This window comes from Flavobacterium sp. AC105 (assembly GCF_979258495.1).
This window is the reverse complement of sequence record NZ_OZ409860.1, coordinates 5,231,934-5,245,650: the sequence shown is the minus strand read 5'-3', so window position 1 is coordinate 5,245,650 and position 13,717 is coordinate 5,231,934. Positions and strand designations below refer to the sequence as shown.

Below are 13,717 nucleotides of genomic sequence, written 5' to 3'. Positions count from 1 at the left end.
TACTGATAATCAATAGGGAAATATTGTGCCATAAAATTTATCATTTGTAAAGTATTGATTTTAAAGAGGCTTCAAAAAAACATCTAAAAAACAAGTGTTCGATAATGAACAGTTGACCGTTCAAAATCGGACAAAAAAACACCATGCGAAAAAAACAAGCCCAAATATTAATCGTTGACGATCAGGAAGAAATTCTTTTTTCGGCAAAAATGATTCTCAAAAAACATTTTGAAACCATTTTTACAACAAATAGCCCAAAAAAAATCATTTCTATTTTAAGCGAAAATGATATAAATGTGGTTTTATTAGACATGAATTATAGGATTGGGTTTGAAGATGGACGCGAAGGAATTCATTGGCTTAAAGAAATTAAAACACTTTCGCCACAGACAATTGTGATTTTGATGACTGCTTTTGGTAAAATTGAAACTGCAGTTGAAGGCATTAAAATAGGTGCTTTTGATTATGTTTTAAAACCCTGGCACAACGAAAAATTACTTGAAACAATTGATAAGGCTGTCGCCGAAAGCAGAAAAAACGTTAAAAAAGTCGTAGCAGAAAAAACAGAGAAAAAATATTTTGTTGGAACTTCGCAAAAAATAAAACAAGCTTATTCTATTGCAGAAAGAGTAGCAAAAACAGACGCAAATGTTTTGATTTTAGGAGAAAACGGAACCGGGAAATATGTTTTTGCCGAGTTTATACATCAAAATTCAAAACGAAAAAAATATCCTTTTGTTCATGTGGATTTAGGTTCTTTAAGTGATAATTTATTCGAAAGTGAACTTTTTGGTTATGCAAAAGGCGCTTTTACAGATGCCAAAATTGATACTCCCGGAAGATTCGAAATGGCATCAAACGGAACTATTTTTCTCGACGAAATTGGAAATATTCCGCTTCATCTACAAGCTAAATTACTGCATGTTTTGCAAACGAAAACCGTAACGCGCTTGGGAGAAAGTAAAGCAAGACCACTCAATGTTAGAATTATTGCGGCAACAAACAGCGATATTAAAGCCGAAGTAAAAAACAAAACATTCCGCGAAGATTTACTGTACAGAATTAATACAATGGAAATCAATTTGCCGTCTTTACGCGAACGAAAAGATGATATTGTTCCGATGGCGCATTTTATTCTCGATCAGATTTCTGAAAAATACAATCATGGTCCCGAAGCTTCGGGATGGCATTTTGAAGAAAATGTAGCGCCATATTTAGAAAAATATCCGTGGAAAGGAAATATCCGTGAAATGGAAAATAAAATTGAACGCGCTTTAATTTTAGCCGATAATAATACGATTTCCGTACACGATTTGGATATTCTTAATTTTGAAGATGTTCAGGAAAACGATGAAAATGCTTTATCTGAAATGGAGAAAAATGCCATCGAAAAAACATTGTTCAAACACAACGGAAACATCAGTAAAGCTGCCGAAGAACTCGGTTTGTCCAGAGCTGCATTATACAGAAGAATTGAAAAATATAATTTGAAAAACTCATAAAACAAGTTGCCATTCGCGAAAGTTATCGGGATAAAGAATTAAAATGATCCTTAAATTAGTCTCTCGCAGATTCTACAGATAAAAATGATTTTAATTAATCTGCTAAATCTGCGAGAGAATTATATCAAGCATAGCAATCATTTTTGGCAATAAAAAAATAAAATAATGAAAAACTGGAAGTTCTATAACGCCTTATTTGTGAGAGTCTTATTTGTTATGGCACTCTTTTTTTTCTGTATTTTACTGCTCTACAAAATGTTTTATTACAATGCAATTTTGACAGGATTTTTTGTGATTATAATGTTGTTCGAAATGTATTTCTTCGTTAAAAACAGATTGCTGTTTTATGATAAAACTTTGCTTTCGATATTGCAAAATGACTTTACAACAAGCTTTCCCGAAGAGAATAAAAAGGGCAATTTTAAGAGTTTATATCTGTTGTACGATGCTTTAAAAATTCAAAAACAAGAAGAAACATCCAAAGAACTTATTTACCGTTCGATTTTGAACAGTATTGATACTGCCACTTTAATTTTAGAAAAAGAAAATGACGAATGGGATATTTTTGTTATGAACGATTGTTTTTCAAATCTATTTAAAGTTCCAAAAGTTAGCAATTGGAAATACCTTAAAAATTATTTGCCATCACTTTGCGACGAAATTGAGAAAACGAATTTCTCAGAATTAAAATCGGCAATTTCCATCAAAATTGAAGAACAGGATTTACAGACTTATATGCTGCAGACTTCCATTACTAAAACCTACAATAAGGAATATTTTATCATTTTATTGGATAGTATTCAGCGTGTAATTGAGAAAAAGGAAAAAGAAGCCTGGATTAATCTGATGAAGATTATTTCGCACGAATTAATGAATTCATTAACGCCAATTCGTGCGCTTTCGCAGAATTTACTTCAAATTGTAGATCAGGAAAAGCTTGAAGAAGATGATTTTGACGATATTAAAAGCAGTATTTCGACAATAATAAACCGAAGCGATCATTTGCAGTTTTTTGTCGAAAACTACCGAAAACTGGCCATGCTTCCAACTCCAAATAAGGAAATGACTCCAATAAATGCACTTTTTAATGATTGTTTGAGAATCATGAATCCAATCTTAAAAGCAGAAAACATTGAATTGATTAACGAAATTAACAGCTCTCGTTCAATCCTGATTGATAAAAATCAAATGGAACAAGTTATCATTAATTTGATTACCAACAGTATTCATGCCCTGAAAGAAAAGAGCGAAAAGAAAATGTTTTTGTCCAGTTATACCGAAAACAATCGATTTTTTATTGTTATTTCCGATAACGGAAAAGGAATTGATGCCGAAATTAGGGATAAAGTATTTCTCCCGTTTTTTACCACCCGAAAAGATGGCGCCGGAATTGGTTTAACGCTTTCTAAAAATATTATAGAAGCACACGGCGGTTATCTGAGTTACCAAACTGATGAAGACAGGACTAGTTTTGTTATTTGTTTGATTTGATATTGTCTGCGTCATCTTTGTCAAAGTTTCAAACTTTGACAAAGATTAAGTTCAAAGGTTCATCATGATCTTGTCATACTGAGCGGAGTCGAAGTAGCGTAAGAAACTCTATATAGCAAGTCTTCAATCTTTGTCGAGCTACTCGTGTTCCTTCGACTCCGCTCAGGATGACAAGATTGTGGTTACTTATTTTAAAATGAACTTATATAACTTATATGGTAGAAACTTCTGGTGTCCAAAAGTGTTTTTCTAAGTCTATAATTTGATTGTTTTCTACAACAATACCTTCGTTTTCCAGAAGTTGCTGCATTAAATTAGTTCCTTCAAAATGGTGTTTTCCGGTCAAAAGTCCTTTTCGGTTTACAACTCTGTGCGCAGGAACATCATCCATATTATGACAGGCATTCATTGCCCAGCCCACCATTCGGGCAGAACGGGCAGTTCCTAAAGCTTTTGCGATTGCGCCATAAGAAGTTACTTTTCCGTATGGAATTTGTCTTGCAATAGCGTAAACTCTTTCAAAAAAATTATCTTCAGCCATAATTTAGTTTTTTGCCACAGATTTCAAAGCTTAAAATGATTTCTCAAAATTGGTTTCACGCAGATTTTACAGATTTTAGCAGATTAAAAATTTAAAAAAAAATCTGTTAGATCTGCAAAATCTGCGAGAATTTAAAATTCACAGACAAAGATAAAATCACTTTAATCTGTGAAATCTGTGGCATATATTTTTTATCCGAAATAGTAATTCAAAATATTAAAAAGTGTTACCACAGCAATTAATCCTGTAATGCTTCCTATAATAGTATTCATGTTTCGCATAACGTAATCGGTTTTCTTTTCTATTCTTCCAAAGAAACCAATATAGCTGTATAAAGCAGCAAATGAACCCAAAACAGATCCGAATACAAAAGTAAAAATAATGTTGTTTTCGAATGCAAAAAGATGGTACGAAGCCAACGTAACGCTCACAACCACATAATATGGAATAGGGAAGAAGTTTAATCCCGAAAGCAGCATTCCTAAAAAGAAACGGCTTTTTTTGCTGCTCTTTTTAATCTTCGATTTTTTGGCTTTTGGTTCTTTTGCAATAAACAAAAAATAAATCGTTAAGATGGAGAAAATTACAAATCCAACCTCGCGTAATAAGGTTACAACATCCGGGCGATTATCAATTACCTGCGCAAATAAAACGGCCAGAGAAACCTGAAGAAGGATTACCAAAACAGCACCGGCAACAAACCATAAGGCGTTCTTTTTTCCTTCTTTCAAATTTACTTTTGCGGCTGTCATGTTGATTAAACCAGGCGGAATAATCCCAATGAAAGCGGCAAGAAAACCTGAAAGTAATGGGGTAAGTAATGCCATTCAGTTGTTTAATGGGGTTGAAAATTCGGTTTAAGATTTAAATTTAGTCCTTAATTTTAAAGCGAATATACGTAATTGCCTTGTTAATTTCTAAATATTGTTTCTCATAAAAAGTCTGAAAAGCAGTAACTTCCTCCGGACTTCCTTCGTTTGTATATACATTATGGTTTGCATATAAAACCTCATGCCCTTCGCCATGAAGCAATCCAAGGGTATAACCGTGCATAAATTCGCTGTCGGTTTTTAGGTTTACAACACCATCTTTTTTAAGGATTTTTTTATACAATTTCAAAAACTCAGAGTTTGTCATTCTGTGTTTTGTTCTTTTGTATTTGATTTGCGGATCCGGAAACGTAATCCAGATTTCATCTACTTCATTTTCATTAAAAATATGGTCGATTAATTCGATTTGAGTACGAATAAAAGCAACATTATGAAGTCCGGTTTCTACTGCGGTTTTAGCACCTCTCCAAAAACGGGCACCTTTAATATCAATTCCGATAAAATTTTTGTTTGGATATCTTTCTGCTAATCCAACAGAATATTCTCCTTTTCCACATCCTAATTCTAAAACTAATGGATTGTCGTTTTTAAAGAAATCAGAATTCCATTTTCCTTTTAAAGGCATTAAATCGCCTACAACTTCTTCTCTGGTTGGTTGAAAAACGTTTTGAAATGTTTCGTTTTCCCTGAATCTTTTTAGTTTATTTTTACTTCCCACTTTTACAAAAATTTTCAGCAAAATTAAGGAATATAAACGAATGAAAATAGCCGAATTAGGTTTTAAAGTTTTTTGCCACCAATTTTGATGAAGAATATTTTCTTTTGCCACAAATTACACAAATTAGCGCTAATTTTTTTCATCTATTCCGCTTAAATTAATTTGTGAAGTCGTGGCAACTATTTTTTCTTTTGCCACAGATTAAAAAGATTTTTAAAATTTAGATTATCTAATGAGTGTAGTCCCTAGGGGATAATATTTGCTGACGGGCTTATTTTTTACCAATATATAATCTCTAGGAGTTATACTCCGTTAGGAGTTAAATGTTGGTAGAAAACAATAGTTACCACGCCAAACATTGTCCCTTAGGGACTACACATTCATATTTACAATTAATTGAAAAAAATTAGTGAAAATTAGTGTAATTCGTGGCAAACTATATTTTTGAAACAGTTTAGAAAAATCATTTTAATCTGTGTATCTGTGGCAAACTTTTTACCCGTAATGCGCCTCAGTAATAGGTTTTAATTTTGGATCAAGCGTTTCGTCGTGTTGCGATAAATCCAAACCAATATGTTCATTTTCTTCAGAAACACGCAACGGAATAATGAAATTCGTCACTTTAAACAAGAAATAAGCGCCGAAGAAAGTAAAGATCGAAACCAAAACCAATGCCATCATATGATGACCAAAAACATTCCATCCTCCGTGTAATAAACTGGCATCTTCGCCGTGAGCGAAAATCGCAGTCAGAATCATTCCCATAATTCCACCAACACCGTGACAGGCAAAAACGTCTAATGTGTCATCAAATCTTTTTGAGAAACGACAGTTTACAACAGAGTTTGAAACCAAAGCAGTAACAAACCCGAAAAACATACTTTCAGGAACCGATACAAATCCTGCAGCTGGGGTTATGGCAACAAGACCTACAACAGCTCCAATACAAGCTCCAAGAGCCGAAACTTTTCTTCCGTTCATTCGGTCAAAGAAAACCCAGGTTAACATGGCTGCAGCCGATGATGTTGTAGTCGTTGCAAAAGCCATTGCAGCCGTTCCGTTAGCCGCAAGCGCAGATCCGGCGTTGAAACCAAACCATCCAAACCATAACATTCCCGTTCCTAATAATACAAACGGAATATTGGTTGGTATATGATCGCTGTTTTTTCTTTTTCCTAAAACAATAACTCCCGCCAAAGCAGCAAATCCGGAACTCATATGCACTACAGTTCCTCCGGCGAAATCTTTTACGCCAAAATAACTTCCTAAAACCCCAGTTGGATACCAAACCGAATGGCACAATGGCGCATAAATAAAAATGGTAAACAAACTGATGAATAATAAATACGATATAAAGCGAACGCGTTCTGCAAATGAACCTGTAATAATTGCCGGAGCAATAATCGCAAATTTCATTTGGAACAAAGCAAATAACATAAACGGAATTGTACTTGCCAATTTTTTATGAGGCAAAACGCCCACATAATCCATAAAAGCAAATGTGGTTGGATTTCCAAAAAAGCTATAAAAATGGTTTCCTGAGCCAAAACCTACAGGATCACCAAAGGCTAAACTAAAACCAACAACAACCCATAAAAGCGTTACAACGCCCAAACAAATAAAACTTTGCAGCATGGTCGAAATAACATTTTTTCGGCCTACCATTCCTCCATAGAAAAAGGATAATCCCGGTGTCATGATCAAAACCAGACAGCACGAAGTTAACATCCAGGCAACATCGGCTGGCACGATATGATCTGTTGTGCCAAATTCAGACAATACGTAACTATTTTGAGTAACCGTTGGCCAAAATGCGCCAGTAACACAAACAACACTTATAATAATAAAGGAAATGATCCAGCGTTTTTCTATTTTCATTTTTCAAATACTTTATAGAACCCTATTTTTTTTGGGGTCAAAGTTAAAAAAAAATAAAGATTTTGATTTTTAGGGCTATAAAAATAGAGGCTGTTGTTTTATTTTAGTCAATTTTGTAAAATTCGATCTGTTTTTTTGATACAATCTTATTTTAGACTTCTAAATCAGGGCCAATATTGTCAATTGTATTATAATTAAATTAGCAAAACATTCTGTAAAGCACTATAAAAGTTAGGATTATAATAAGAAACCTAGAAATTGTTTTATTTTTTTTGAAGCTTCTCAATCAAAACGTCTTCGATAGGTGTTTTTACTTTAATGACAGCATCAATATCATCATTCGGAATTGTCATTGACAGTACATAATGCTGAATTTTCCATTCGTTCCCCACTTTTACCAAAACACCAGATCCGCGACAGATTTTCATCTGCGTATTCAGCAATTCGTCAAACCATGCAATTTTACCTGTTTTATCAAAAAACACATGACGTTCCAGAGCCGTAAAATTCCAGGTTGTTCCTTTGTCGAAAAAAGGTTTTGCCCAAACTTTAAAATCTTTTTTATTCCAGTTTTCAGTTGCGTCAGTTCCGATGAAAATCGCATCATCGGCCATTAGATTAAAATATTCGTCAAATTTTACATCGGCAGCAGCTTTGTGCCAGGCATCAACGGTTTGATTGATTTTGTCTTTTTGAGAAGTTTGCGCGTTTGCGAAAGTGGCAGCGAATAATAAAAGTAAAATTGATTTTTTCATGTGAAGTGTGTTTTGGATTTAAAGTTAAGAAATAATATAATTAATCGCGCAATCCCGATAGGTATGGAGAGAGAGGCGCAAAGTTTTTTCCCCTGTAAATTATTTCACGCAGATTTTAAAAAGATTTAAGCAGATATGCGCAGATGATTTTTTTCAAGTGATTTAATTAAAAAAAAATCTGCTCAAATCTGCATAATCTGCGTGAAACAAAAAACTTTGCGCCTCTGCTCCCGATAGCCATCGGGATTGCGCGAAACAAACACATGTTAAACTTAAATTCTCGTATATCACTTATAGGGTTTAATTAGTATATTTGGAAGCTTTTAAAATCTACAATCATGAATCCAAAAATACTCATCAGTTCGTTAGTTCTTACTTCACTACTTTTTACTTCTTGCAAAAAGGAATTAGAGCCACAGGAAAATACACCAACATCTGAATTAGTAAAATTAGGATTGGTAAAAGATACGGCAAAAGCGAAGTCGGTAGTTCAAATGCCAGCTTCTGCTTCAAATCCAAATACGGTATTAAGCGAAACAAAAGGATTAAATCCTGCGCACGGACAACCCGGACACAGATGTGATATTGCGGTTGGTGCGCCATTAAATTCGCCTGTACAAGGCCAAACTGCGACAGCACAACCAGCGCAAACGGTTCAGGTAAAGCCGAATCAGCAAAATGTAGTTACAACAACTGTTGCGGCTCCTGTAAAAGTGGGGAAAGGAATGAATCCGTCGCACGGGCAACCCGGACACAGATGTGATATTCCGGTTGGAGCACCTTTAAATTCGCCAGTAGCAGCAAAACCTGCCGTGGCACAAAGCGGAAGTGCTTCTCAATCGTTTACCGTAACTCCGCCACCAGCAAACACAAACGCGGTTCCTGCTTTATTAAGTACAGAGAAACCGGTTGCAACTGCCGAAGGAATGAATCCGCCACACGGACAAACCGGACATCGTTGCGATATTGCAGTTGGAGCTCCGTTGCCGAAATCTTAAAGAGGAAGTTACAAAGGGACAAAGGAGCAGAAAAAACTTAGCACCTTTGTCCCTTTGAACCTTATCATCTATTTTTAATGAGCATTCATTTTTTCGAAAGTAGTAGTCAATGATTTTTTTGCTTTTGCTAAAGCGCCGCTAAAAGCTTTTTCTATAGTATCGGCGTGTTCTGTTACCGTAAGAGGCTGTAGTTTTGCAGTACGAACTTCGATTACACATTTTTTATCGTTAAGGCTGAATTTCTCTCCATTTTCATCTCCAAAATGTACTTCAACTCGGGTTATTTTTTCTTCAAAACGCGTTAAGCCTTTTTCTAATTCTCCAGAAAAATAAGCTTCTAATCTTTCGTGTCCTTCGATGTTCTTGTCTGTATTGATTTGAATTTTCATATGGTTTTATATTTAATGATTATTCTCAAAGCTATTTTATTTAAGATGAAAAGCCAAGTGAGTTAATAAAACATTATGAAAAAATATTGGAAAACTTAAAGGCTATTTTTCTTAGACTTGGCCGATTTCGAAATGTTATTATGGAACGCGGATTTAACGGATTCACTTCGTGAAAACGCGGATAAAAACTGATTTTTTTATTTGTATTTTGTCAGGTTAAGCGAAATATTTTGTCAGACTGAGCGTCCCGAGGCTTCGGGAGAAGCCCCACAATAATAGAAAAATTAATTATTCACAACTTTTTTAATCAATGCCGAAACCCCACGTTTTTTGGTATCTTTGCAGTCCTAAACATCGAGATTATGAACACAACAAAACTTTTTGCCCGTATGGTACGCTGGCGGTATTGGAAACAACCACAACGCGTTCTCGAAGGCGTAGGACAGCTAACCCATACGGGTTTTATATTTCCTAAATTTCGAGATTATGAGTGTAAACACCCTTTCAAAAGAAACAGAATTGCGGTTAAACGAATTTTTCAACCATGCAACCGATCCTAAAAGTTTCGCAAAAGCAATCCGAAGAGTAAATTATCTTCTCGCGATGTCTTTAATGCGAGAATGCGAAACCCTGCAAATCGACACAAGATCAGTTGAAGATGGTTTTTATTGGCTCAATGAATTAGCCGAAATTTTAAATCCTTATTTGGATGCGGAATAAAGTTTTAGAATTTGATATTAATGGAAAAGCCACTGGAAGAAGTGGCTTTTTTTATTTACTATGAAGATTAACTATTTAAAAAATCATTTTACTTCTTTAAGTATTAAATCTAATAATTCCATATCCGAAAGTTCAATTTCTTTATTATCGACAAAATAAAATATGTTTTCGTCTATTGCATTAGCTTCGTGAGAAACATAGTTTTCATCTTCATTTAATAATAATTCATTTAATGAAGTAGTAGAAATTAATACATTTCCAATTTCAGGTAATTCAATTTCTCGTAACTTAAATTTTCTGTTTTGAAAATTAATTTTATCCATTTTTATTTTTTTAATATTGTTTTTGTTGAGGAAAAAACAAAACTACTTTATAAATAATTTATAATTTAGATAAACTTATTTGTCTTTCATTTATTGCTTTTTGGATTTCGAGAATACAGAAGTCTAAATTCTTTTTTATATCGGTGCTCCAAAAGCGCAGAATTTTCCAGTTTTGAGATTCTAAATGGACGTTGACTTCTATGTCTCTTTGTATATTTCGTTCGATTTTTTTAATCCAGAATTCAGTATTGGTTTTTGGTTTTTTACATGTTTCCCAGTTTTTTCCGTGGAAGAATTCTGAATCTACAAAAATCGCAATTTTTAATTGTTTGAAAGTCAAATCAGGTTTGCCAAAAACTGTTTTGTTGTTTTTTCTATATCTATAACCTAGATGCCATAACGCCTTTGCTAAACGAACTTCGTCCTTGGTATTTGAGCTACGAATCATACTCATTACTTTAGAACGTTTTTCCGGTGTAAAACAATCCATATAAATAATTATTAAAAATTTTAAATTTAAATAATTAACAATGCTCTTGATTTATATTTATTGAGCTATATGTTTTATAATTTGCATTTACTAATTCATAATTACTTCATTTTGAATTACTTTTAAAAGAAAAAAAATATAATTAAGTGCCGAATTTATTGTTTTGTTTCAAGTCATAATATTTTCAACAGAAAATATCAACATTCTTTTGTTGAAAACAGAAAGTTTCGCTTTAGATTACTCCCAAAATATAGATTATATTTGACAATTATTGTCAAGTGTAAATTATCAAATGAAAACAGTAGGACAAATTATACGAACAAAAAGAGAAACTCTTGGTCTATTACTTCGCCAAGTTTCGGCTTATGCTAACGTTGATCAAGCAATTTTAAGTAAAATTGAACGCAACGAACGTAAACCAACTAAAGATTTAATTTTGAAAATTGCCGACATTTTGCAGCTTGACAAACAAGAATTATTAGTTCAATTTATGAGTGACAAAATTGCTTATGAAATTGCTTATGAAGATTGCGCCAGTAGAGTTTTAAAAGTGGCAGAAGAAAAAATCGAATATATCAAATCACACCCAATAAAAATCTAATCATGAAAGCAAAGTATTCAGAAAGAATGGAGGTAGATGTTCTTGAAGAACCACAATTAGATTTTAAATATTATGTAAATCCAAGCCAAAAAAGAAATGAAGTAAAATCAAAAAAGAAAGAAACATTAAATGTTTTATCTCTTTTTTCCGGTTGTGGAGGAATGGATTTAGGCTTTGAAGGGGGGTTTTCTGTTTTGAAATCATCAATAAATGAAAAGTTAACTCCTAATTTTATTGATAAAAAACTTAACAATGGCTTTGTTCAGCTTAAGAAAACGAAGTTTAAGACAGTTTTTGCTAATGACATTTTGAATGATGCGAGAAATGCTTGGGTAAATCATTTTATGAAAAAAGGAAGAGATGCGGACTTATTTTTCACACAAAGTATAGTTGATTTAGTTAAACTTCATCAAAGCGGAGATGATGTTTTTCCAAAGAACATTGATGTTGTAACTGGTGGATTTCCTTGTCAAGACTTTAGCATCGCTGGAAAACGAAACGGATTTAATTCGCATAAAAACCATAAAGGAAAATTAATAGATGAAGTAACTCCAACGGAAGAAACTCGTGGACAACTTTATATGTGGATGAAGCAAGTAATCGAAATTACAAAACCTAAAATATTTATTGCAGAAAACGTAAAAGGATTGGTAAATCTTGAAAACGTAAAGGAGATAATTCAAAACGATTTCTCATCAGCTGGAGAAAATGGTTATATAGTTTTAAATCCAAGAGTTTTACATTCAGCAAATTATGGTATTCCTCAATCTAGAGAAAGAGTTATCTTCATTGGTATTAAAAAATCTGAATTGACAAAATCAGCATTAGCGGAATTACAAAAAGAAACAATTTCCGATGAATATAATCCATATCCAAAACCAACACACGCATATACAGCAAAAGGCGAACACTTGAAAAAGTTTGTTGAATTAAATGAAATATTCAGTTTGCTAGAAGAACCTGAAAATACAACTGATTTATCTCAAAAATTTTACTCAAAGGCGAAATATATGGGAGCACATTGTCAAGGGCAGACAGAAATTAAATTAAATAGCATTAGTCCAACAATTCGTGCGGAACATCATGGAAATATTGAATTTAGAAGACTGTCAAAAGAAAATGGAGGGAAAATTGACAACGAACTCTCAAAGGGATTGAAAGAAAGACGATTAACTCCTAGAGAATGTGCCTTAATCCAAACGTTCCCACCAGATTATGATTTTGTAATAGAGAGTATAAATGGAAGAAAAGGTTCTTATTTAGTTAGTCCATCACAAGCTTATAAAATAATAGGAAATGCGGTTCCACCACTTCTTGCATATAATTTAGCGAAAAGGATTGAAGATGTTTGGGATTTATACTTTAAAAAAGAAATATGATAATTTCGGCAAATTCAGAACCAAATAAAAAAGAATTTGATATTTTATTAAATTCAACACTACAAGAATTAAATATTCACGCAATCAAATCTCCACAAATAATTTCCACACTTAGTGGGAATAAACTTGAGCCTTATGTCCGTGATGTTATGACTGACTTGGCAATTGGTACAGTTTTCGAAAATTCAATAGAATTAATTGGAGGTCAAAAATTTCCAGACATTATTGCTCAAAAATATTATGGAATCGAAGTAAAAACTACGACTCAAAATCATTGGAAAACAACTGGGAATAGTGTTTTAGAAAGTACAAGAGTTGAAGATGTTGAAAGAATATTTATGCTTTTTGCAAAATTAGCAAATCCTATAGAATTTAGATGCAGACCATATGAAGAGTGCTTATCTGAAGTTGTTGTAACTCATTCACCGCGATACTTAATTGACATGAATTTGGCTGTTGGGAAAACAATTTTTGATAAAATAAAAACTCCGTATGATGTATTAAGAAAAAAAGAAAACCCACTTCGTTACATTGTTGAATATTATAAAAGTAAGCTGAGACCAGGAGAAGAACTTTGGTGGATTGACCAAGAAAATAGTAAACCAACCAATTTGGTAATAAAGATCTGGAATAATCTTTCTATAAGAGAAAAACAAGAATTAAAAAATAAATCAATGGTTTATTTTCCTGAGTTATTTAGTAATAATAATGATAAATTTGGGAGATTAGCAATTTGGCTCGTAACTCGTGAAGGTGTTGTTTGTCCAAATGTTCGAGATATATTTACTGCTGGTGGAAAAGGTAAAATTATCGTTAAAACGAAATCTTATGAAAATATTCCAAGAATATTTTTAACATTATTTGAAAATTTAGATTTCACAATTGAAACATTAATGCAAACCTCTTCAATTGAACTTTCAGAATATTGGGGAATAAAAACAACAGAAAGCAAAAAAATATCGGATTGGATTGAATTAGTTTCTGAACATTCAAAGAAGATAATAGATGCCAAACATTTAAATATTAAACAAATATTAATTGAAATAATTGCAAGGAAATAGATGTTTTTGTTCCTTGAGAATATAAGATTGAGTGAGAAATT

Annotated in this window: 15 protein-coding genes; 7 read left to right on the top strand and 8 right to left on the bottom strand. The window is 33.0% G+C overall.

The genetic code is table 11. The features are described 5' to 3' along the window. The first annotated feature begins 143 nt into the window (after nucleotides 1-143). Together ACZ0AH_RS21715 and ACZ0AH_RS21710 are read left to right on the top strand one after the other, a co-directional pair. Nucleotides 144-1,502: a sigma-54-dependent transcriptional regulator gene (locus tag ACZ0AH_RS21715; RefSeq protein WP_463477823.1), complete on the top strand. Its 1,359-nt coding sequence runs from the start codon at nucleotides 144-146 to the stop codon at nucleotides 1,500-1,502. A 165-nt stretch (nucleotides 1,503-1,667) separates the two neighbouring features. Further along, entirely contained in the window at nucleotides 1,668-2,993 is a 1,326-nt protein-coding gene (locus ACZ0AH_RS21710; protein WP_463477822.1) for a sensor histidine kinase, read from the top strand. A 211-nt stretch (nucleotides 2,994-3,204) separates the two neighbouring features. On the opposite strand, the gene ACZ0AH_RS21705 is transcribed toward ACZ0AH_RS21710, so the two are convergent. From ACZ0AH_RS21705 to ACZ0AH_RS21685, 5 genes are all read right to left on the bottom strand, one after another. Next, nucleotides 3,205-3,534: an MGMT family protein gene (locus ACZ0AH_RS21705; protein ID WP_463477821.1), complete on the bottom strand. Its 330-nt coding sequence runs from the start codon at nucleotides 3,532-3,534 to the stop codon at nucleotides 3,205-3,207. A gap of 191 nt (nucleotides 3,535-3,725) precedes the next feature. Further along, nucleotides 3,726-4,361 carry a LysE family transporter gene (locus tag ACZ0AH_RS21700; protein WP_463477820.1) on the bottom strand — a complete coding sequence of 212 codons (636 nt, stop codon included), beginning with the start codon at nucleotides 4,359-4,361 and terminating at the stop codon, nucleotides 3,726-3,728. A gap of 43 nt (nucleotides 4,362-4,404) precedes the next feature. Next, nucleotides 4,405-5,082 carry a tRNA (guanosine(46)-N7)-methyltransferase TrmB gene (gene trmB, locus ACZ0AH_RS21695; protein WP_059114995.1) on the bottom strand — a complete coding sequence of 226 codons (678 nt, stop codon included), beginning with the start codon at nucleotides 5,080-5,082 and terminating at the stop codon, nucleotides 4,405-4,407. 495 nt (nucleotides 5,083-5,577) lie between these two features. Beyond that, on the bottom strand, nucleotides 5,578-6,960 hold the full coding sequence (locus tag ACZ0AH_RS21690; RefSeq protein WP_463477819.1) for an ammonium transporter: 1,383 nt from the start codon (nucleotides 6,958-6,960) through the stop codon (nucleotides 5,578-5,580). A 263-nt stretch (nucleotides 6,961-7,223) separates the two neighbouring features. Beyond that, the gene (locus ACZ0AH_RS21685; RefSeq protein ID WP_463477818.1) at nucleotides 7,224-7,715 is read right to left on the bottom strand and encodes a nuclear transport factor 2 family protein; all 492 of its coding nucleotides are present in this window, start codon (nucleotides 7,713-7,715) and stop codon (nucleotides 7,224-7,226) included. A gap of 338 nt (nucleotides 7,716-8,053) precedes the next feature. On the opposite strand from ACZ0AH_RS21685, the gene ACZ0AH_RS21680 reads away from it, so the two are divergent. After that, nucleotides 8,054-8,713, top strand: a complete 660-nt coding sequence (locus ACZ0AH_RS21680; protein ID WP_463477817.1) for a hypothetical protein — start codon at nucleotides 8,054-8,056, stop codon at nucleotides 8,711-8,713. A gap of 74 nt (nucleotides 8,714-8,787) precedes the next feature. On the opposite strand, the gene ACZ0AH_RS21675 is transcribed toward ACZ0AH_RS21680, so the two are convergent. Beyond that, nucleotides 8,788-9,102, bottom strand: a complete 315-nt coding sequence (locus ACZ0AH_RS21675; protein ID WP_463477816.1) for an HPF/RaiA family ribosome-associated protein — start codon at nucleotides 9,100-9,102, stop codon at nucleotides 8,788-8,790. A 486-nt stretch (nucleotides 9,103-9,588) separates the two neighbouring features. Between ACZ0AH_RS21675 and ACZ0AH_RS21670 the strand changes: the two genes are divergently transcribed. After that, the gene (locus ACZ0AH_RS21670; protein ID WP_463477815.1) at nucleotides 9,589-9,822 is read left to right on the top strand and encodes a hypothetical protein; all 234 of its coding nucleotides are present in this window, start codon (nucleotides 9,589-9,591) and stop codon (nucleotides 9,820-9,822) included. Nucleotides 9,823-9,905: 83 nt separating this feature from the next. On the opposite strand, the gene ACZ0AH_RS21665 is transcribed toward ACZ0AH_RS21670, so the two are convergent. Together ACZ0AH_RS21665 and ACZ0AH_RS21660 are read right to left on the bottom strand one after the other, a co-directional pair. Continuing rightward, nucleotides 9,906-10,145, bottom strand: a complete 240-nt coding sequence (locus ACZ0AH_RS21665; protein WP_463477814.1) for a hypothetical protein — start codon at nucleotides 10,143-10,145, stop codon at nucleotides 9,906-9,908. A 58-nt stretch (nucleotides 10,146-10,203) separates the two neighbouring features. After that, on the bottom strand, nucleotides 10,204-10,635 hold the full coding sequence (locus ACZ0AH_RS21660) for a very short patch repair endonuclease (protein ID WP_463477813.1): 432 nt from the start codon (nucleotides 10,633-10,635) through the stop codon (nucleotides 10,204-10,206). Nucleotides 10,636-10,927: 292 nt separating this feature from the next. On the opposite strand from ACZ0AH_RS21660, the gene ACZ0AH_RS21655 reads away from it, so the two are divergent. Genes ACZ0AH_RS21655 through ACZ0AH_RS21645 form a run of 3 tightly spaced genes read left to right on the top strand, consistent with a single transcriptional unit; the run spans nucleotide 10,928 to nucleotide 13,676 of the window. After that, a complete protein-coding gene (locus ACZ0AH_RS21655; protein ID WP_463477812.1) occupies nucleotides 10,928-11,236 on the top strand; it encodes a helix-turn-helix domain-containing protein in 309 nt (102 codons plus the stop codon). 2 nt (nucleotides 11,237-11,238) lie between these two features. Beyond that, a complete protein-coding gene (locus ACZ0AH_RS21650; RefSeq protein ID WP_463477811.1) occupies nucleotides 11,239-12,615 on the top strand; it encodes a DNA cytosine methyltransferase in 1,377 nt (458 codons plus the stop codon). Next, on the top strand, nucleotides 12,612-13,676 hold the full coding sequence (locus ACZ0AH_RS21645) for a hypothetical protein (protein WP_463477810.1): 1,065 nt from the start codon (nucleotides 12,612-12,614) through the stop codon (nucleotides 13,674-13,676). The genes ACZ0AH_RS21650 and ACZ0AH_RS21645 overlap by 4 nt, the downstream gene beginning before the upstream one ends. Nucleotides 13,677-13,717 lie beyond the last annotated feature (41 nt).

Coding starts and splice junctions, on each gene's coding strand:
- ACZ0AH_RS21710 (WP_463477822.1), top strand. CDS start 1,668: ATGAAAAACTGGAAGTTCTATAACGCCTTATTTGTGAGAGTCTTATTT.
- ACZ0AH_RS21670 (WP_463477815.1), top strand. CDS start 9,589: ATGAGTGTAAACACCCTTTCAAAAGAAACAGAATTGCGGTTAAACGAA.
- ACZ0AH_RS21660 (WP_463477813.1), bottom strand. CDS start 10,635: ATGGATTGTTTTACACCGGAAAAACGTTCTAAAGTAATGAGTATGATT.
- ACZ0AH_RS21650 (WP_463477811.1), top strand. CDS start 11,239: ATGAAAGCAAAGTATTCAGAAAGAATGGAGGTAGATGTTCTTGAAGAA.
- ACZ0AH_RS21680 (WP_463477817.1), top strand. CDS start 8,054: ATGAATCCAAAAATACTCATCAGTTCGTTAGTTCTTACTTCACTACTT.
- ACZ0AH_RS21655 (WP_463477812.1), top strand. CDS start 10,928: ATGAAAACAGTAGGACAAATTATACGAACAAAAAGAGAAACTCTTGGT.
- ACZ0AH_RS21690 (WP_463477819.1), bottom strand. CDS start 6,960: ATGAAAATAGAAAAACGCTGGATCATTTCCTTTATTATTATAAGTGTT.
- ACZ0AH_RS21665 (WP_463477814.1), bottom strand. CDS start 10,145: ATGGATAAAATTAATTTTCAAAACAGAAAATTTAAGTTACGAGAAATT.
- ACZ0AH_RS21705 (WP_463477821.1), bottom strand. CDS start 3,534: ATGGCTGAAGATAATTTTTTTGAAAGAGTTTACGCTATTGCAAGACAA.
- ACZ0AH_RS21675 (WP_463477816.1), bottom strand. CDS start 9,102: ATGAAAATTCAAATCAATACAGACAAGAACATCGAAGGACACGAAAGA.
- ACZ0AH_RS21715 (WP_463477823.1), top strand. CDS start 144: ATGCGAAAAAAACAAGCCCAAATATTAATCGTTGACGATCAGGAAGAA.
- ACZ0AH_RS21700 (WP_463477820.1), bottom strand. CDS start 4,361: ATGGCATTACTTACCCCATTACTTTCAGGTTTTCTTGCCGCTTTCATT.
- ACZ0AH_RS21685 (WP_463477818.1), bottom strand. CDS start 7,715: ATGAAAAAATCAATTTTACTTTTATTATTCGCTGCCACTTTCGCAAAC.
- ACZ0AH_RS21645 (WP_463477810.1), top strand. CDS start 12,612: ATGATAATTTCGGCAAATTCAGAACCAAATAAAAAAGAATTTGATATT.